The organism is Deltaproteobacteria bacterium (genome assembly GCA_016235345.1).
GTDB lineage: Bacteria > Desulfobacterota > Desulfobacteria > Desulfobacterales > Desulfatibacillaceae > JACRLG01.
The window spans coordinates 79,686-99,116 of sequence record JACRLG010000011.1 but is presented as its reverse complement, the minus strand read 5'-3'; the positions used below and the strand labels follow the sequence as shown (position 1 = coordinate 99,116).

Here is a 19,431-nt window from a genome sequence, read left to right as displayed (position 1 = left end):
AAAGCCCTGATCTTTTCGATGGACGGGTGATCGTCGCCCGCGACTTTCGCGGCCTTGGACCTGAAAAAATGTGCGCAGCTCGTGCACTCGGTGATGACCGTGTCCGCCCCCCCAAGAACTTCCGCGTTGACCGAGACGAGCCGCGCCGCGTTTTTAAGGTCCCCCGAAGAATAGGCCGCCTGGCCGCAGCAGGTGATTCCCGCCGGGACTGTTACCGCCACCCCGTTTTTCGTCAGCACGTCCACCACGTCTTTTGCCGTTTGGGGGTAAAGGCTGTTGGCGGCGCAGCCCACGAAATAGACCACCCTGGCCCGCTCGTCTCCAATAGCCGGATAAAAGGCGTCCGAGGGCGCGAACTGTTCAGCCGCAAAGGCCGGAACCTCCTTGGGGGAGATTCCCATGGCGCGGCCCAGGTTGGCCGAGAGGCGCAAAAGCCCGGTAAGTCCCCGGCCTTCCATGAATTTTTTCGTCACCATGCCCGTAAGGAAATCCGGGCCGCCGATCATTTCCTTTGCCAGGGCCGCCATCTCCTCGACAGGGATGGACGCCGGGCAGGTCCTGGTGCAGTTTCCGCACAAAAGGCACTGGTTGATGATTTTTTTCGCCCGGCGCGTCAAGGGCATGGTCTTGTCCAGAAGGCAGGCCCTTATTACTGCCATGCGGGCGCGGGGCATGAGGGATTCCGTGATGTCCGCCGAAAAGGACGGGCAGGTGGCCTGGCAGAAGGCGCAGCTTGAGCACTTGTTCATCAACGCGCGAAATGATTCAAGGTCAGTCATTTTCCGTTTTCCCCCAAAGCCAGATTTTACCGGGGTTCATTATGCTCTTTGGGTCGAACGCCGCCTTGATGCGCTTCATGAGGGCCACCTGGGTTTTTCCCATCTCCCATTCCAGGAAGCGGGCCTTGTGAAGCCCTATGCCGTGTTCGCCGGAAATGGTTCCGCACAGGTCCAGGCCGGTTCTGACTATCTCTTCCACGGCCTCTTCCGCCTGGGCCAGGGTCTTTTCGTTCACCTCGCCGAAAAGGATGGACGGGTGCATGTTTCCGTCCCCGGCGTGCCCAGCTATCCCAATCATCACACCAAGCCTAGCGGAAAGGTCCTGGATGCGCTTCACGAACTCCGGCAGCCTGTCGCGCGGAACCGTGACATCCTCTATTATGGTCTTGGTTACCATGGTCAGAATGAGGGGATAAAGGCTGGCCCTGGCCTTCCAGTAGCCCGCCGCCTCCGCAGGGTCGCTGACTATCCGCACCTCCTGGGCCCCGCTTTTTGTGCAAAGGTCGGTCAGAACCTCGCAGTTGGCTTTAACCCCGGCCTCGGTGCCGTCGATCTCCATCAGAAGATAGGCCTGGCCGGTTAAGGGCAGGGGTTGGGCCAGGGTCTGGTTCATGGTGGCCGCCGCCATGAGGGTTAAAAACTCCAGCATGGCGGGCACGGTTCCGGCGGCGATTATGTCCGAGACTATCTGCGCCGCCTGCTCGGTTGTGGCGCACACCACCATTGCCGTGGCCGAAGCGGGCGGAAGGGGCAGGAGCCTGAGATTTACGTCGGTGATGACCCCAAGCGTGCCTTCGCTTCCCGTGAAAAGGTGGGTGATGTCGTAGCCCACGCTCTGCTTTACGCAGGTTCCGCCCGCCTTGATGATCTCGCCGTCCGGGAGCACCGCCGTAAGCCCAAGCACGTAGTTGCTTGTGGTGCCGTACTTGACTCCCCTTGGCCCCCCGGCCCTGGTGGCCACGTTGCCGCCTATGGTGCAGACCGCCGCACTCTGGGGGTCGGGCGGGTAGAAGAGGCTCTCCCTGGCGATCAACTCCTTGAAGGAGTTCAGGACGACCCCGGCCTCCACGGTGGCGGTCATGTTGCGGCGGTTGACCTCGATGACCTTGTTCATGCGCTTCATGTCGAGAACTATGCCGCCCATGACCGGGGTGGCCCCGCCCGCCAGCCCGGAGCCCGCCCCGCGAGGGGTGACCGGCACCCCGTTCGAAAAGGCGTAGCGCATTACCTTGGCGACATCAGCCGCGTTGGCCGGAATCACCACCGCGTCCGGCGGGCGCTTGCACAGGTCCGCCGTTGCGTCCGAGGCGTAGGCCAGAAGGTCTTCGGGCTCCGAAAGAACGCAGTTTCCCGGCACGATTTTTCGCAGATCCCTTGCCATTCCCTTCATGGGTCATCCTTTCCGCCGATCAGGCGTGGCCCGGCGTTTTTTCATCACTTCGCTTTAAGGCACCTCGCCTGCACAGCCGCCATGCGCACGGCGGCCATCAGGCTTTCCGCGCCCGCCTTGCCGGTTCCGGCTATGTCGTAGGCCGTGCCGTGGTCAACCGAAGTGCGCACTATCGGGAGGCCCAGGGTGGTGTTGACGCCGTCCTCAAAGTGCAGGAGCTTGAAGGGGATGAGCCCCTGGTCGTGGTACATGCACACCACCGCGTCGCAGCCGCCCTTCACCGCGTGATAGAAAAGTGTGTCGGCGGGGCAGGGCCCGGTTACGCTCATGCCCTCCGCCTTGGCCTTTTTGACCGCCGGGATGATGATTTTCTCCTCCTCGTCCCCGAAAAGGCCCTCCTCCCCGGCGTGGGGGTTCAGGGCCGCAACGCAAAGGCGCGGGCGCGGGATGTCGAAGCGCTCCTTCAAGGCCCTGTGGGTGACGCGTATGGTGGAGAGAATCCTCTCTTCGGTGATGGCCGCTGGAACCTTTGAAAGGGCGGTGTGGATGGTGACCAATACCACCCGGAGGCGCGCTCCGGCCAGCATCATGACGTATTCCCTGGTGCCGGTTTTTTCGGCGAAGATTTCCGTGTGGCCGTTGTAGCTGAAGCCCGCCGCGTTCATGGCCCCCTTGTGGATGGGGCCGGTGGCCACGCCGCCGATCTTGCCTTCCATGGCCCATTCGATGGCCCGCATGATGTAGTGAACCATGGCCCGGCCAGTTTCCCTGGTGGGGGCGCCCGGCAGGAGCCTTTTGCAGTCCAGGGCCGAGAGGTCGGCCACGTCGATCAAGCCCGGCTCGTAGCGGCCCTGGGCCGGATCGCTTATGGGGTTCATGGAGGGCGCGGGCCCCATGCGAAGGGAGGCCCATTCAAGGACCCCCTTGTCGCCAAGGACCAGGGGGCGGCACACGTTGTAGAGATCGGGCGAGGCCAGGGCCTTCACCGTTATCTCAGGCCCTATCCCCACGGGGTCTCCCATGGTGATTCCGATTATGGGGCGAGGGTCCATTAAAGGCTCCTTCCTTTGATCCTTGATCGACTCGCAAAATTTCCCCGTGTGAGGGGATGAGATGACTCCGCAAACTTAAATTATAGATGATTCCGCCTATGTTCGCAACGAAAGTCAGCGTCTCCTGAAAAGTTTCACGGCCTCGAACCAGACTATGCTTGTAAGGCCCGCGCCGAAGCACAGCGCAAGGTCGTTTGCGTGGAGGTAGCTTAAGTTGAACAGGTTCCGCAGAAAGGGCACGTAGAGCACCGCGCCCAGAAAGGCCAGGGTCGCGCCCACCACCCACCAGACCGCCGGGTTTTTCTCGAAAAGGGTTTTTACTATGATCCGGGAAAAGCTGCGGTTGGTGAGGATGAGGCCAAGGTTGGCGATTATGAGGGTGGTGAAGGTCAAGGCTCTTGCCTCCTTTTCCCCCATGCCCCGGTGAAGGGTGACTGCGTAGATGGCGTAAACCACGCCAAGAACCACGAAGCCCTGCAAAAGCCCGGTGAGAATGAGCCTTGAATTGAAAAGGGGGTCTTGGGGATTGCGCGGGGGCCGGTTCATGGTTTCGGCGTCCTCCGGCTCGGCCTCGAAGGCTATGGTGCAGGTGGGGTCGATGATGAGTTCCAGAAAGGCTATGTGGATGGGGAAAAGCACCAGGGGCTTTCCGAGGATCACCGGAAGAAGGCTCATGCCGGCTATGGGCACGTGGACCGCGAAAATGTAGGCCATTGCCTTTTTGAGGTTTTCGTAGATGCGGCGGCCAAGCCTTATGGCGGCCACGATGCTCCCGAAATCGTCGTTCAGAAGAACCAGCCCCGCCGCCTCCCTGGCCACGTCCGTTCCCCTCTGGCCCATGGCCACGCCTATGTGGGCGGCTTTCAGGGCCGGGGCGTCGTTCACGCCGTCGCCGGTCATGGCCACAACTTCGCCGTTTTTCTTGAAGGCGTTGACGATTTTCAACTTCTGTTCGGGAACAACCCGGCTGAAGATGTTCACCGTCTTGAGCCGGGCCGCAAGCTCGTCCTCGCTTAAAAGGTTCAACTCCGGCCCGGTTATTACCTCCTGGAAATTTTGAATACCGATTTTTTTGGCGATGCTCTGGGCGGTCACCGGGTAATCGCCCGTTATCATTACCACCCTTACCCCGGCCCTTTGGCACTGGGCCACGGCCTCCGGTACGCCCTGTCGCACGGGGTCCGAAAAACCCACAAGCCCAAGAAACTCGAAGGCGAAATCATGCTGTTCGGGCGGAAGATCGGCTCCTGCAAAGGTCGCCCTGGCCGCGCCCAGAACCCGAAGGCCGTCTTTTGCCATGATCTCTGCGCACCGGCCGATTTCGTCCCTTTCCGGGTCCGGAAGGTGGCAAAGATCGCACACCGCTTCGGGCGCGCCCTTGGCCGCCACCACGTAGGTGTCGGTTTCCGTGTGAATCCACACGTGGGAAAGGCCCAGAAGGGTTTCCGAAAGCGGGTATTCCTTCACAAGCTCCCAATCAGCGTGCAGATGCTCGGTGTGGGCGAGGCAGTTTTCACCAAGGCGGGTCAGGGCCTTTTCCATGGGGTCGGTGGGGTCTTTCTGGCTGGCCAGAATGGCGAACTCGGCTAGGGTATGGAAGGTTTCTTCCAGGTGGGACGCCTTTTGCCCGTCCTTATAAATGGTGTCGAAAAACCGGCCCTGGGCGAATATCCGGGCGACTGTCATGGAGTTTTCCGTGAGGGTGCCGGTCTTGTCCACGCATAAAACCGTGGCGGCCCCAAGGGTTTCAACTGCGGGCATCCTGCGCGTAAGAACGTTGTTCCGGCTTATCCTCCACGCCCCCAGGGCCAGGAAGATGGTGAGCACCACCGGGAATTCCTCGGGCAGAAGGGACATTGCAAGGGTGATTCCGGCAAGCACCCCGTGGGCCCAGTCGCCCCGCGTGAGCCCGTAAACCACCACCACCAAGGCGGCCAGGGAGAGCCCCATAAGCGCCACAATCTTTACCAGGCGGGCGGTCTGGCGCTCTATCCTGGTGGGCTCCTGGGTCGTTTCCGAAAGCGCCCGGCCGATTTTTCCGAGTTCCGAATTTATGCCGGTGGCGAGAACCCGCGCTGTGGCGTGGCCCGCCACCACCAGGGTGCCGGAAAAGACGTGGGGGGTGGCGTCGCCACCCGGAGGCCCCATTTCGCTGGCCGAAAGGTCGGCGCGCTTGCGCACGGGCACGGACTCGCCTGTTAGAAGCGACTCGTCCACCGTGAGGTTCGATCCTTCCAGAACCACCGCGTCAGCCGGAACACGGTCACCCTCGCAGAGGCAGAGGATGTCCTCCGTCACCACCTCCCTGCCCGGAATTCGCCGGGCCACCCCGTCACGCACAACCAGGGCGCGGGGGCTGGAAAGGTCGCGCAAAGCCTCCAGGGCGCGCTCGGTCTTGCGCTCCTGGTAAAGGGTTATGCCCATCACCACGAACACGAAGCCCAGAAGGACCAGGGCGTCGGAAAGCTCCCCAAGGGTGAGGTAGAGCGCCCCGCAGCCCACCAGAAGCAGGAACATGGGCTCGCTTGCAACCTCGAAGGCGAGCCTCAAAAGGCCCCTTTTCTTCGCCGAGGGAAGTTCGTTAAAGCCCTCCGTGGTCAGTTTCAGCGCCGCCTGTTCGCTGGAAAGGCCCGGAAAGGGCTGGCCTGTGGCGCAAAGGTTATCCGGTTTCATCTTGCTCCCGTAAATTATCGGTGATGTAATGCCAAAATTTTCTGGCCGACCATAGCACATCCGCCGGGCAGGCTCAAATTCTAAGGGAAAGATGGTAAATGGACGCGGAGATTGACTACCGGAAGCGGGTGAACGCCTGGTGCCTCTACGATTGGGCGGTGTCGGCCTTCACCACCACAGTGATGGCGGCCCTTTTTCCGCCCTTTTTCCGGCAGATCGCCATATCCGCAGGAAAGGCCGAGGCGGACGCCACCGCCCTGTGGGGCCTCACCGCCGCGTTTTCACTGCTCGTCATGGCCTTTTTGTCGCCGGTCCTGGGGGCCATGAGCGACCGGGCCGGAAACCGCAAGAGGATGACCGCCCTTTTCACCGGGATCGGGGCTGCGGCCACGGTTCTTTTCGTCTTCATCGGCGAGGGCGGCTGGGTGTTCGCCGCCTTCCTGTTTGTCTGCGCCAACATGGGCTTTGCCGGGGCCAACGCCTTTTACGAGTCGCTTCTTCCAACCGTAGCCCGGCCCGCAGACCTGGACCGGGTGTCGGCAAGGGGCTACGCCCTGGGTTATGTCGGAGGCGGGATACTCCTTGTTGTGAACCTTCTGTGGGTGCTTTACCCGGAAAAATTCGGGATGCCCGGAAAGGCCTTTGCGGTTAAGGCGTCCTTTGTAAGCGTGGCCGTCTGGTGGGTGCTCTTTTCCATCCCCTTTTTCAGAAGGGTGCCGGAGCCCGCCCCGGAAGGCCCGGCCCTGGCTTTCGGGGAACTGGTGCGGGAGGGCTTCGGCAGGCTTTACGGAACCTTCCGGGAAATCCGGCGCTACCGGGAGGTCTTCCTGTTTCTGCTGGCCTTCTGGCTCTACAACGACGGCATAGGCACCATAATAAAGATGGCCACGGCCTACGGGAGCGAGCTTGGCATAGGCATAACCCACATGATGGCGGCGCTCGTAATAACCCAGTTCGTGGGAATCCCCTTCGCCTTCGCCTTCGGGGCCCTGGCCTCCCGCTTCGGGGCCAAGCCCCTGGTGCTTTTCGGGATAGCCGTTTACACCGGAATCTGCGTTTTCGGTTATTTCATGAAGACCCCCCTTCATTTCTACATGCTGGCCGTGGCGGTGGGCACCGTCCAGGGCGGCACCCAGGCTCTTTCGCGTTCGCTTTTCGCGTCCATGGTCCCCGTTGAAAAGGCCTCGGAGTTCTTCGGATTTTTTTCGACTTCCGATAAAATGGCGGGAATCTTCGGGCCGCTACTGTTCGCCGTCATGAGCCGGTTGACAGGCGCGAGCAGATTTTCCATAGTGAGCCTGATAGTAATGTTCGCGGCAGGAGCTGCGCTTCTGTGGCGGGTGGACCCGAAAAAGGGCGCGGAGGCGGCAAGGGGATAGGCTTTCAGGGACGGGCTGAAAGATTGAGGACATCCGTTAAGTCGGTGAAGTATCGTTCGGCGAAAAGGGCGTTGCCGCGCTCGTTGGTGTGGAGGCTGTCCACGTAAACGGTTTCGGTTTCGGACGCGAAAAGGCCCGTAAGGCTCACGAACCTCACGTGGGGCCAGGGGGCGAATTTTTTCCCCGATATTTCGTATTGTTTTTCAAGGGCCCCGAAGGCCGCGTTGGTTTCGGAAATCATTTTTTTCGTGTCGATAAAAGGGCTTAAGGCGGAAAACCTGTCGAACCAGTCCTTTATGCCCGCCTTTTCCTCGGCGGTGAGTTTTTTTCCGCCCGAAAGGGGCTGGGGCTGGAGACAGAAAATGGCCGGAATTTTGTTTACGGCGCAGTACGAGGCCACGGCCTCCAGGTTGTTCAGCGCGACGTTTTCAAGGTACGGGTGAAGGGCTGCGATGCGCCCGCTCAGTCGATAGTGGGGATAGCCCTCGTAGAGTTCCGTGACGTCCCTTGGGAGGATGGCCTGGGAAAGCCTTGCGATTGACACGCTGAACCAGGTGAGAACCTTGAGCCTCGGCCAGGGGCGCTCCGGGTAGCCGTTCATGGCCGCGAAGGTTGCATAGGAGTAGTCGAACCAGTTTAAGAGGGGATGGGGCAGGCGGTTTCTTTGGTGCTCGAAAAGGGCGTTGAAAACGTCGTTGTAGCCGTCCAGAAAAATCACCGCGTCGGGCACCAAGTAAATCACCTGGTTCATGAAAAGGGCCGCCTCCATGGCGGAATAGCCCCCGGCGAAACCGAGGTTCAGAACCTGGAACCGCCTTTCGGGCCCTCCGTAGGCGAGGTTCAAGCGCCTTTCCAGGATGGCGGCTATGGTATCGGAGTTGTCCGAAACCCCGTAGCCCGCCGTGGATGAGCCGCCCAGAAGGGCCACCCGGACGGTTCCGGCGGGTTTTTCGGGCCAGGCGGAAAGGGCGGGGTCGGGGTTTCCGTTTTCGATGTAGCCGTTTTCGTTCACCCGAAGCCCGTAATAGCTGGTTCCGGGCTTGTGGCGGACCTGGGTTATGGGGTCAAAGACGCTGCAATAGACCCTGTCCCCCCAGGCCCAGGCAAGCTCGGCCCGCCTTAGCATCAGGGCCTTGTAAAGGCCCATGCCGCTTTTTGCGTCCAAAATGGTGAGAAGGGCGAAACACGCGCCCTCCAAAAGGACGGCGGCTGCGAAGAGCATGACGGCTGAAAAGATGAGCCTTTTTTTTGCCGCTCGCGTCATGGGAGCCCTGGAAGAAAGTTTGGTGTCATGGAATCTGTCATGCACATTATCTCAAAACTAAGATTCGGACAAGGCCCGGACTTTGAGCAGGGGCGGGGGACGCGGAAAAGCGGAGCGGAATGAAAATCCACCAGTGCATCATAGCGGGCGGGGGGCCTTCGGGGCTCGTCCTCGCCCTTTTGCTGAAAAGGGCGGGCATGGAGCCCCTGGTCCTGGAGAGAAGGGAGAGGCCCGTAAAAAAGGCCTGCGGCGGCGGCATCACACCCAGGGCCTTGAAGCTCATAAAAAGCCTTGGGCTCGATATCGACTGCGGGCGCTTTTGGTACGTGCTGGAGGGAAACGCCCCGCCCCGCCACATAAACCGATTCACGGCCAAAAAGCCGGTGATGGCGGTAAACCTTAGGGCCGCCTTCCAGAAAAGCCTTGAGGAGCTTGCCGAAAAAAACTCCATCCCGATAATCCGCGCCCAGGTGCAAAGGGCCGCTTATTCCGGCGGGGTATTCACGGTTGAAACCGAGGCCGGGGTTTTCAGAAGCCAGCGCCTTGCCGGGGCCGACGGGGCCGGAAGCAGGGTGCGCAGGAGCTTCGGGGGCACGGTTCCGTATTCGGCCACGGCCATGATGGTGGACGGGGTTTCGTGCCGCAGGGCTTCGGGAAGGGTGATCTTCGACGGAGGGGCCGCGCCCCTTGGCTATGGCTGGATCTTTCCCTACGACGATGAAACCTGCAACCTGGGGGTCTACACGGTGGGGGACCTGCCTGAAGGGGGGCTCAAGCCCTATCTGGCCAGGTACCTCAAGGACAGGCTGGGCCTCGATCTAAAAGGCCGCGAGGTTACCGGCGGGTCCATTCCCTTCGGCGGGTATCGCATGGGTTCGGGAGCCCCGGTGCTGCTTCTGGGGGACGCGGGCGGCTTCGCCGACCCTATGACCGGGGAGGGCATCTATCACGCCCTCTTTACCGCCAAGGCTGCGTCGCGGGCCATTTTGTCCGGCCCGCCCGAATCCGCGCGCCATAGATACGAGAAGGGCCTTCGCCCTTTCATGGCCAACGTACGGTTCCTGGCATGGTTCGCGCCAAGGGCCTACGCCTACCCTGAGCCGGGGGGCAGGCTTTTATCCCTCAAATTCCTTCACCGCCCCATCACCGAGGGCCTGATAAGGGGCCACAACGCAGCCACCATAGCTATCCTTTTCCCTCTGTTCGCGGGGCTTTCGCTCCTGTCCTCAAGCCTAGTTTCGGTGAAGTACGGGAAGAACCCGAAATAAATTTACGGGGCTCTATACTATTCGCAGCTTTGCGGTAGAATGAACAGGGAACTCTTACCCTGGGAGCGCGGGCGTCTCGCCCGCATTACGCTGCAAAAGCGGGCGAGACGCCCGCGCTCCCAGGAAAAACCGCCTTGCTGAGAATAGTTCAGAACCATGTAAATTTATGTAATTGCAAAAACTCGCGGTTGGGTGGTTCCGGGCCGAAGGCCCCAAGTTCACCCAACGAGGGCTGCGCAAAAAAATGTTGGGTGAACTTGCGCTGCGCGCAGAACCACCCAACCTACGCCAAATTTGCCATTTCGGGAGGTTTTGCAATTACCCCCTACTTCAATATCTTCACCGCAAGGTCCATATCCTCCGGGCAGAAAACATAGAGGGCGTTGTTGGAGTTGGGAAGGCCGGAGCCGTATACGTAGCGGATGTTGATGCCCTCGCTTCCGAAGGAGGCCGCAAGCTGGGCCAGCATTCCGGGCTTGTTGGCAAGTTCCACCGCTATGACCGGGCTCACGTCGAATTCGTACTCGTTTACGCCAAGAAGGTCCACCGCCTGATCGGTCTTGTCCACCAGAACCCTTATGAGGGCGTATTCCACCGAGTCCTTCTGCATGGAGTTGTAATTGGCCGGTGAGGCAATGCGCCTTATGGAGCGCCCGCGCGCGTTGAAAAGCTGCCTCACGTACTCGCTCGCGTCCTGGATGGTCATGGCGTCTATGTTGATTCCGGCCTCGAAAAAAAGCTGGGCCAGCTTTCCAAGCTCGCCCGGCTGATTTTTCAAAAACAGGCTGATTTCGGTTCTGACCATTTTTCGCACCTTTCATTATGAAACGTGGCTATTAAGAATTCACAGCTCTTTTATGTGGGCAATATGAAAGCAGAAAAGCTCCTCAATCCGTCATTCCGGCGTAGGCCGGAATCCAGTCTTTTTGCCGTTCGCAGTTTATTTCTGGACCCCGGCCTACGCCGGGGTGACGATCCGGGGGATTTTTTGCCTTTTCATTCAACGTATGCTGAAAATTGATAAGAGCCACATTATGAAAAAATCCTGAGGATGAACGGCGTCAAGGGATTGTTTGGGTGACCCTCTTGTACATCGCCCTCTCCAGGGCCTCCATTGCGGAGGCCTCCTTCAAGGTTGCGTGGTCGTGGCCCAGAAGATGAAGCACCCCGTGGATGGAAAGCTCTGTGAGCCGCGCCGTCATGGTTGTTTTCCCGATTTCGGCCTCGGAAAAGGCCGTGTCGGCGGAAATCACCACGTCGCCCAGGAGAAGGGGATTCAAGCCCGCGCCCTCTCCCTCGTTCATAGGAAAGGACAAAACATTGGTGGGGCCGCGCTTTTTCCGGTACTGCCTGTTCAAGTCGGCCATTTCGGCGTCATCCACTATGGAAACCGAGACTTCGCCCTCAGGACACCCCAAGGCGTTTAAGAGCTCCTGTATTCGGCCTTGTAGTTTCCTTATCGGAATCCTGCGCGTCCTTTGACGGTTTGTTATCAGCACCGGCACCGGTCTTTTTCCCTTTTCCGTTGGTTTTGACGCCCTGGTCCGCGTACTCGATCCTGTGGTGATGGATTCCCGCCAGAATCTTGTTGAAGGTGCGGGCGATCTCGTTCAAGTCCTTCAACGTAAGCTCGCATTCGTTCAGCTGGCCGTCGGAGAATATCTTGTTTATGAGGCGCTGGACAAGCCCCTGGACCCGCGAGGGCGTGGGGTTGTCCAGGGTGCGGCTGGCGGCCTCCACCACGTCGGCCAGCATCACGAGACCGGCCTCCTTGGTCTGGGGCTTGGGTCCGGGGTAGCGGAACTCGTCCTCGGTCACCTGCTCCTCGCCCTTCTGCTGGGCGAGAAACATGGCCTTGTCGTAAAAATACTGGATCAGGCTCGTTCCGTGGTGCTGGGCTATCATGTCCCTAATAACCGTGCCAAGGCCGTGTTCTTCCGCCAGCTCGACGCCGTCCTTCACGTGGGCCACAAGGATGAGGCTCGAAAGGTTTGGGGCCAGCTTGTCGTGGCGGTTTTTCCCGTCCATCTGGTTTTCGATGAAATAGAGCGGCTTTTTTATCTTTCCGATGTCGTGGTAATAGGCCCCCACCTTTGCCAGGAGCGGGTTGGCCCCTATCTGGCTGGCTGCGGCCTCCACCATTGAGCCCACGATGAGGCTGTGGTGGTAGGAGCCGGGCGCCTCCATCATGAGGCGCTTCATTATGGGCCGGTCCAGGTTGGCCAGCTCCAGGAGCTTTATGTCGGTGGTGTAGGAAAAGAAGAGCTCGATCAGGGGCACTATGCCTGCGGTTAGGATTCCCGACAGAAGCCCGCCCAGAAAGGCCGCCGTGGTGTCGTAAAAAAAGGCCGGGCCGAAGACCGCCCCTTTGGCCAGATAAAGCCCGAACACGAGCCAGATGTTCACTATGCCTATTCTGAGCCCGGCCTTTATGAACACGTTGCGCTCCCGGCAGGCGCTGACCCAGAAGGCTGCAAGTATTCCGCTTGTCAGGAAGAAGGCCCAGGTCTCGAAAGCGTGGCCGAAAAGCGCCGCCACCGAAAATGAGAGTATGCCCGCCAGGGGCATGGCGCAACGCAGGCCCAGAAACACGCAGGCCACCATGGCGGCGGCGGCCATGGGCGCTGAGTAGAGGGTTGGCGAGGGCAGCGGCAGCCCCGTTTCCGGGTGTACGATGGCGTAGGATAGGGACAGGAAAACCTTGGCGATGAGAAAAAAGGACACCAGGATGAGGCAGATGAGGAAGAGGTCCTTGGTCTTGCGCCTTGGGGAGCCTTCCCTTTGCCTGAAGTTCACGAAGTAGAAGCTTAGGAGGAAGGCCAGAACCAGCATCCCGATTCCCAGGCTTCGGGTCATGGCCCTGGTCTGGCCGGAACCGGACGCCAGGGCTTTCAGTTTCACCAGGTGTTCGGGCCCCACCCGCTCGCCTTCCCTGATGAGCATTTCCCCCGCCTTCACCTGCACGAGAACCGGCGGCACCTCGTCCATCACAAGCCGGCGGCGCTTTTCCGTTTCCGCCCTGTTGGGGCTCATGTTGGGGCGGGAAACCAGGCCCTGGGAAATTTCCAGTATGGCGTTCATGAGGGCGTAGTTCAAGTTCCTGAGGATCGGGTCGCCTTTTTTGCGCACCGCCATCTTGGCCTGGTCCGGGCCGTAGAACCGCTTTAATGCGATTTCCTTTTCCTCGCTTCCGCCTGGGAGGGTCCTTAGGATGATTCCCCTGTCGGCTTCCGCCAGGAGGTCCTCCGGGTTGCCCACCACCCCTCCGTCCATGATGGTGGTCACTATCTGGCCTATACGCTCGGCAATGGCCGGGTCGAAACGCTCCCTGACCAGTACGGAGTAGGCCCCGTCGCTTACCTCGAAGCCCAGCCTTTTCTCGAAATCGGGCTTCATGCCCAAAAGAACCGCGTCCACCCTGTCCGGGTCGGGCGGCTTCCTTGGGGCGGCAGGGGCCACGGGGGCGAGGCTTTTGGTGTCGTCCGACGGGTTTCTTTCCTGGAACGCCCTTATCCCCCGCCTGTATTCCTTGTACTTGGCCTCGTATTCGGCAAGCGCCTGCCTGTACTCGGCCATGCGCTCCTCGTGGAGCTTGGCGCGAATCTCCGGCAGGACTGCCACGTCGTACATCTCCGAAAACGCATGGTTGACGCCCGCCACCGTGGTTTCGGCATGGGCCTCGTCAAAATCGTAAACGGGCAGTACCGATGACGCGGCCCTGTTTTTGGCCGCCTTGGTGGCGGCGCTGTTCTCCACCGTGAAGTCGCGCGGGGCCTTGTAGTCCTGGGCCGCAACGTCTCCCCTGTTGTACGCGGGGATGTCCGAAAGGCTCTTGGGGGAGACCAGGAGGGCCAGGGCAAGGGCCACCAGGGCCAGCATCAGGACGGCCGGGCGGTCGCCCGTGGGAAGGGCCCGCCTGAAGTTGGCGGGCATAAGCCCCGCCGGAAGGATTTTTCCGAAAAACGCGGAAACCGCGATGATGTTCAAAAGGGGCTGCATGTATGTTCCTTGCCGGGCCTGCCTTCCTGATAAAAACGGGAAACGCCCCAGGGCGCACGCCGTATTCGCTCAGGCCGCATATCCGGTATGGTTAACGATCTTGGCCGACGGGCCCCTTCTGGGCCGCCTTCCTTGCTTCGAGTTCCTCGTAGGCCCTTATGATGTCGCACACGAGCCTGTGACGGACCACGTCTTCTTTGGTGAAGAAGGTAAAATTGATGCCCGGTATGTCCTTCAGTATTTCCTTCACCTCGATAAGGCCCGAAGCCTTGGAGTTGGGAAGGTCGATCTGGGTTATGTCGCCCGTTATAACGGCCTTGGAGTTGAACCCGATGCGGGTGAGGAACATCTTCATCTGTTCGCTTGTGGTGTTCTGGGCCTCGTCCAGGATTATGAAGGCGTTGTTCAGGGTCCGGCCCCGCATGAAGGCCAGGGGGGCCACTTCTATTGCGCCCTTTTCCATCCAGGCCCCGGCCTTTTCAAAGGACACCATGTCGTGGAGGGCGTCGTAGAGGGGGCGAAGGTAGGGGTTGACCTTTTCGGCCAGGTCTCCCGGAAGAAAGCCCAGGGCCTCTCCCGCCTCCACAGCCGGTCGGGTGAGCACGATGCGGTCAACCAGGCCCTTGCTGAAGGCCGCCACGGCCATGGCCATGGCAAGATAGGTCTTGCCCGTTCCCGCAGGCCCTATGCCGAAGACCATGTCGTTGTTTCTGATGGCCTCGATGTAGGCTTTCTGGTTTAAGCTCTTGGGGCAGATGGGACGCTTTTTGGCCGTGAAGCAGACGGTTTCCAGAAAAACGTCCTTCAGGCTCGCCTTGTGGTCTGCGGAGAGAATCGAAACGGCCCGGTCGATGTCGGAGTGATAGAGGGCGTGGCCCTCCCTCACTATGCCGTAGAGCTGGGTGAGGACGCTTCGGGCAAGCTCGGCTTCGGACGCGTCGCCCTCCACCGTAACCTTGTTGCCGCGCGCGCTTATCGTGAGGTCAAGGGCTTTTGCGACCCGCAAAAGGTGCTCGTTTTCCTGGCCGAAAAGCCGCTGGGCCAGGTCGTTGTCTTCAAAGACAAGTTGAATCCTGGCCCGGTTCTGCTCTGATAGGTCTGTCTGTTTTCCCATTTGGGCGCCGCTTGAAATTGTTCCTCGGGCTCCTTGCGACCCGGTTTGGATACGGACCGGACCGTCTAAGAGCTTATCCATAAATAAGATTGTCGCACCGAGATTGAGGATTCGCCCGGAAAGCAAGGCGCGTCTCCTTGCGGCATAGCGAGCTATTCCGTAAGGAGCGCAACAAAGCTTTCCGGGATGAAGCCTCAATCGAATGCAAATATTATTTATGGATAAGCTCTTAATCCCGGACAAAGGTTTTTACGCCTTTTCCGGGGGCCGGTTTTTTCCGACCGGAGCTGTTAACCATTTCACCATATCATCGTCAAGACCCTTAAAGCAAATTATATCAGGAAAGCCCCTGCTCTGCCATTTCATCCGCTTGCCCCAAAGGCCGGGGTTTGATATGCTTAAAATTCGATACTATCCAGCCGCTCAAAGGAAGGAGCTTATGAGGATAATTTTTTTCGCCGGAAAGGGCGGGGTGGGCAAGACAAGCTCCTCCGCCGCCACGGGCATAAGGTCCGCCGCCCTTGGCCACAGGACCCTGGTCCTAAGCCTCGACACCGCCCACAACCTGGCGGACATCTTCGATCTGCCCCGGTCCCTTCTGGACCAGAACCGGGGCGAGCCGTTCAACGTTGCGGAAAACCTGTGGATTCAGGAGCTGGACATCCAGGAGGAGCTGAAAAAGGACTGGGGGGAAATCCACGCCTACATCTCCAAGGTCATAACCGCCGCCGGGGTGGAGGAGGTAATGGCGGAGGAACTGGCCATCCTTCCGGGCATGGAGGAGCTTTCCCTGCTCCTTAAAATCAACCTCTACGTCACCGAAAAAACCTACGACGTCATAGTGCTCGATTCCGCCCCCACCGGCGAGGCCGTGCGCTTCATATCCATCCCCACGGCCCTTGAATGGTACATGAAAAAATTCTTCAACCTGGAAAGGAACGTTATGAAGGTGGCCCGGCCCGTGGTCCAGCGCCTCACCAACGCGCCGCTTCCCGGTGACAACTGTTGCGGGGGCATTAAGACCCTTTTCTAGAAAATAAGGGGAGTAGAGAAGATTCTGGCCGACCCGGACATAACCACCGTGCGCCTTGTGGCCAACCCGGAAAAGATAGTGCTGGCCGAGACCCAGCGCGCCTTCATGTACTTCACCCTTTACCGGATGCACGTGGACTGCGTGATTATGAACCGGATGCTTCCCCAAAAAGTGGCGGACGGCTATTTTCAGGGCTGGAAGAAAAACCAGGCCATGTACATGAGAAAGGCCGTGGAGACCTTCGCGCCCGTGCCTGTTTTTTCCGTGGACCTTTTTCCGGGCGAGGTCCTTGGCTACGACAGCCTGAACGAGCTTGGGAAAAGGCTCTACGGCGACCGCTCGCCTTTAACCCGATTCCACGACGAAAGGGCCTACGAGCTATCCAAGAAGGACGGCGTCTACAGGCTTGCCATAAAGCTCCCCTTTGCCGAAAAAAGGGACGTCACGGTCAACCGCACCAAGGAGGAACTCATCATAAGGGTGGGAAGCGTCAAGCGCCACGTCCTGCTTCCCATGCACGTGGCGGCGGCCAAGGCGGTGAAGGCGAAATTCGAGGGCGACTTTCTGTGCGTTTATTTCGAGGGGGAAAAACATGGCAAGAAAGCGTGAAAAGAAAAAAAAGCCGCAAAGCCCCCCAAAGGGCGTCATCAGGCGAACGGCCCGGCTGATCATGTCCCTGCCGGGAGCGGACCTGGCCTTATCCATACTCAAGGAAAGGGCCGGGCCCCTCTTGCTGGAGGCGGAGACGAGGGCGCTTTCGACCGCCAGGCTTTTCATTGATCTGAGGCTGGCGAAACTGGCGCAAAAGCAGGCGGAAGCGCCGGAGACGGCAAGGAAAAGCAAAATCATAAACATAACGATAGAGTAAAAACATGCCTGATCGTCCGATTAGACTGCCAAACGGCCTCTCATGCAGGGGCGAGGACCTTTTGACCTTCATTTCCATGGGAAAGCTCCTTACCTCCACCGTGGAATTAAATGAGGTTCTGGCCCTTATTCTTGACAGGGTGAGTTCCCTGGTGCCGGCCCGGAACTGGTCGCTTCTGCTGGCGGACGAGGAAGGCGGCGCGCTCACTTTCGCCATAGTGGTGGGTGAAAAAAAGGAATTTATCCGGGGCATGACCCTGGCCCCCGGCGAGGGCGTTGCAGGTCACGCGGCCCTGAAAGGGGAACCGGTTCTTCTGGTAAACGCGGGTGATGACCCCCGCTTCAACTCCAGGGTGGACGAACTGACCGGATTTTCCACAAAAAGCATAGCCGCCATTCCCTTAAAAAGCCGGGGCAGGGTCGTGGGGATTCTGGAGATAGTGAACATCAGGGATTTCGATGCGTTCGAGGCCGAAAGCCTGCCGCTTCTCACCATTCTTGCCGACTATGCGGCGGTTGCCGTGCAAAACGCCCGCTATTACGAAAAGATCAAGCAGTTAAGCGTCACCGACGAGTACACCGGCCTTTTTAACGCACGCCACCTTTACAGGGTTCTTGATCAGGCAGTGGAAAAAGCGGAAAAGGGCGGCCCCGGATTCTGCGTTGTTTTCGCGGACGTTGATAATTTCAAGGAGTTGGTGGACACCTTCGGCCACATGGCGGGCTCGGCGGCGCTGAAGGAGATAGGCTCCATAATGTCGGCCTGCCTGGAAAAGGGCGACATCCTGGCCAAGTACGGCGGCGACGAGTACGTGATGGTGCTTTTCGGCAAGGGCCGCGAAGGGGTTCTTGCCCTGTGCGAAAGGATAAGGGCCGGGTTTGCCTCCACCCCGGTTTTGGCCGACTGCGGAGGAACAAACGTCACCATGAGCTTCGGTCTGGCCGTTTACGGCCCTGACGGCAAAACCCGTGAGGAACTTCTGGCCGCCGCCGACCGCCGCATGTTTGAAGTGAAGCGGAACCAGAAAGACGGAGTCGGGGCGTGAGGGCGGCCCGCTATCTTTCCCTGAGCCACGGCCTTCTTGCTATAAGCATGGCAAGGCCCGCAACCATGAAGATCACGGCAAGGGCCAGGTGGCTGACATCTATGAAAAAGGTTAACTCCGGGGAAAAGGTGATGTCCGGCATGTTTTTCAGAACCCGGAAAACCCCGGTGACGAAAAGGGCGGAAAGCAGAACCGTGCGAACCCAGCCCGAAACCGTAAGACGGAAGCGCTTCCTGCCGGAGATGATATAACCGGTCAGAAGGGCGGTGCCGACGAAAATCAGGATCATGGCCCCCACGTGGTGAAGAAGGTGGGTGGCGTAGAAATTGGCCGACCAGTCAAGGCCGGGAATCTCGTTGAAATAATAGCGCCTGTAGATGGGAAGCTGGCCGAAGCCCGTGAAAAACAGGAGCGCGAGGCTTATTGCGTAGAGGGGCATCATCACCTTTTTCGCCGGAAACGCCATGCTTTTCATGAGCGGCCCTCCCCTTTGCCGGTTTCGGGTTTTTCAGGGGCCTTGGGTGCGGCTTCCGTTGGGGCCGCCAGCCTGTCCACGGTTCTCGCAAAAGCCAGGGCTCCGGCGGCAAGGCCCGCGATGGGGGCCAGGATCATGGCTTTCGCCATGTTCTCGGATTTCCCCATGGCGTCCTCCACCTTCTTCAGATGGGGCTTTCCGGGGCCTTTTTCCACGGCCTTGTTCAGAAGATCAAAGGGAACCGGCGACACGTAGAAGGTGTTGGTCCCGCCGTTTTCATCGAGCCCGTAAAAGTAGCCCTTCATCTGCAGCGCAAGCTCCTTCGCCTTTTTTATCATCTCCTCCCGTGGGCCTATCTCCTGCACCCCTTCGGGGCAGATGTCTATGCAGGCCGGGTTTTCGCCCTTTTCGAGGCGGTTGTAGCACCTGTCGCACTTATAAAGCACCCCGTTTCCGGCGTAAGCGGGCATGAGGGAGAGGTAAAGACCCACTCCGGTCTGGCGTTCGGGAATGCCCCAGGGGCAGACGTCCTTGCACTTGGCCCCGCCCAGGCAGACCTCCGGGTGAATTCGTGTTATGCCGTTTGGGAGCTTCCTTGCCGCGCCGAAGGGGCAGAGGTCGGCGCAGGGCGGGTTCACGCAGTGCATACAGCGCCTGGGGATGTTCACCGCGACTTCCGAGCCGTCATGGACCACAGTGGCGCTTTGGATGTAAAGCCAGTTGTAGGGGGTGAGCCGGTCGGTCACGTCGCGCTTGCCGGAAAAGTCCGCAACCTTCACCCTTTTTTCCGGGACCATCTTGGGAAAGGGCTTTTTGGGTTCGGGGAATTTTTCGGCGTTCACCTCGCGGCAGGCCTCCACGCAGGCCCCGCAGCCTATGCATTTGGAAAGGTCCAGAAGGGTGGCGAGTTCCCCGGTTTGCGCACCACGGGCAGAGCTCGGAAGCGGTATGGCGGACGCCGCCATAAGCCCCGCAGTGGCCGCCGCCCCCTTCAAAAAGCCGCGCCTGGAAATTTTTTTCATGTCCGATCCTTCGCCTTAAAGGGCCTTCGTTTAAACCCCGGATTTTTTTATGATGAGAAACATTATCGGT

General features: G+C 59.5%; 15 protein-coding genes and 1 pseudogene. 5 read left to right on the top strand and 11 right to left on the bottom strand.

The features are described 5' to 3' along the window. From HZB23_05770 to HZB23_05755, 4 genes are all read right to left on the bottom strand, one after another. On the bottom strand, positions 1-779 hold a 779-nt coding region (locus tag HZB23_05770; GenBank protein ID MBI5844160.1), incomplete at its 3' end, for a (Fe-S)-binding protein. Beyond that, positions 772-2,169, bottom strand: a complete 1,398-nt coding sequence (locus HZB23_05765; protein ID MBI5844159.1) for an FAD-binding protein — start codon at positions 2,167-2,169, stop codon at positions 772-774. The genes HZB23_05770 and HZB23_05765, both read right to left, overlap by 8 nt. A 44-nt stretch (positions 2,170-2,213) precedes the next feature. Beyond that, the gene (pdxA, locus tag HZB23_05760) at positions 2,214-3,221 is read right to left on the bottom strand and encodes a 4-hydroxythreonine-4-phosphate dehydrogenase PdxA (protein MBI5844158.1); all 1,008 of its coding nucleotides are present in this window, start codon (positions 3,219-3,221) and stop codon (positions 2,214-2,216) included. A 114-nt stretch (positions 3,222-3,335) separates the two neighbouring features. Then, positions 3,336-5,894 (bottom strand): cation-translocating P-type ATPase, encoded by a 2,559-nt coding sequence (locus HZB23_05755; GenBank protein ID MBI5844157.1) that lies wholly within the window; start codon positions 5,892-5,894, stop codon positions 3,336-3,338. Between the two features lie 98 nt (positions 5,895-5,992). Here HZB23_05755 and HZB23_05750 point away from each other — a divergent pair, with 98 nt between their 5' ends. Further along, a complete protein-coding gene (locus HZB23_05750; GenBank protein ID MBI5844156.1) occupies positions 5,993-7,273 on the top strand; it encodes an MFS transporter in 1,281 nt (426 codons plus the stop codon). Positions 7,274-7,277: 4 nt separating this feature from the next. On the opposite strand, the gene HZB23_05745 is transcribed toward HZB23_05750, so the two are convergent. Next, entirely contained in the window at positions 7,278-8,537 is a 1,260-nt protein-coding gene (locus tag HZB23_05745) for an SGNH/GDSL hydrolase family protein (protein ID MBI5844155.1), read from the bottom strand. 119 nt (positions 8,538-8,656) lie between these two features. Here HZB23_05745 and HZB23_05740 point away from each other — a divergent pair, with 119 nt between their 5' ends. Then, a complete protein-coding gene (locus tag HZB23_05740) occupies positions 8,657-9,805 on the top strand; it encodes an FAD-dependent monooxygenase (GenBank protein ID MBI5844154.1) in 1,149 nt (382 codons plus the stop codon). 325 nt (positions 9,806-10,130) lie between these two features. Here the strand turns inward: HZB23_05740 and HZB23_05735 are convergent, their stop codons facing one another. The 4 genes from HZB23_05735 to HZB23_05720 all read right to left on the bottom strand — a co-directional run bounded on the left by HZB23_05735 (position 10,131) and on the right by HZB23_05720 (position 14,918). Beyond that, entirely contained in the window at positions 10,131-10,610 is a 480-nt protein-coding gene (locus tag HZB23_05735; GenBank protein MBI5844153.1) for an amino acid-binding protein, read from the bottom strand. A 256-nt stretch (positions 10,611-10,866) separates the two neighbouring features. After that, positions 10,867-11,265, bottom strand: a complete 399-nt coding sequence (gene ybeY / locus HZB23_05730) for an rRNA maturation RNase YbeY (protein MBI5844152.1) — start codon at positions 11,263-11,265, stop codon at positions 10,867-10,869. Next, complete coding sequence (locus HZB23_05725) at positions 11,210-13,804, bottom strand: HDIG domain-containing protein (protein ID MBI5844151.1); 2,595 nt, start codon at positions 13,802-13,804, stop codon at positions 11,210-11,212. The genes ybeY and HZB23_05725 overlap by 56 nt, the downstream gene beginning before the upstream one ends. 91 nt (positions 13,805-13,895) lie before the next feature. Beyond that, complete coding sequence (locus HZB23_05720; protein MBI5844150.1) at positions 13,896-14,918, bottom strand: PhoH family protein; 1,023 nt, start codon at positions 14,916-14,918, stop codon at positions 13,896-13,898. 439 nt (positions 14,919-15,357) lie between these two features. Here HZB23_05720 and HZB23_05715 point away from each other — a divergent pair. From HZB23_05715 to HZB23_05705, 3 genes and pseudogenes are all read left to right on the top strand, one after another. Next, positions 15,358-16,560: pseudogene (locus HZB23_05715) on the top strand (ArsA family ATPase). Then, on the top strand, positions 16,544-16,819 hold the full coding sequence (locus HZB23_05710) for a hypothetical protein (GenBank protein ID MBI5844149.1): 276 nt from the start codon (positions 16,544-16,546) through the stop codon (positions 16,817-16,819). Before HZB23_05715 ends, HZB23_05710 begins: the two are co-directional and overlap by 17 nt. A 4-nt stretch (positions 16,820-16,823) precedes the next feature. Next, on the top strand, positions 16,824-17,864 hold the full coding sequence (locus HZB23_05705) for a sensor domain-containing diguanylate cyclase (protein ID MBI5844148.1): 1,041 nt from the start codon (positions 16,824-16,826) through the stop codon (positions 17,862-17,864). A gap of 10 nt (positions 17,865-17,874) precedes the next feature. Here HZB23_05705 and HZB23_05700 read toward each other — a convergent pair whose 3' ends face one another. Both HZB23_05700 and HZB23_05695 read right to left on the bottom strand, forming a co-directional pair. Then, positions 17,875-18,339, bottom strand: coding sequence for a FeS-binding protein (locus HZB23_05700; GenBank protein ID MBI5844147.1), 465 nt, complete (start codon positions 18,337-18,339; stop codon positions 17,875-17,877). Next, positions 18,336-19,361, bottom strand: coding sequence for a 4Fe-4S dicluster domain-containing protein (locus HZB23_05695; protein MBI5844146.1), 1,026 nt, complete (start codon positions 19,359-19,361; stop codon positions 18,336-18,338). Before HZB23_05695 ends, HZB23_05700 begins: the two co-directional genes overlap by 4 nt. Positions 19,362-19,431: the final 70 nt, after the last annotated feature.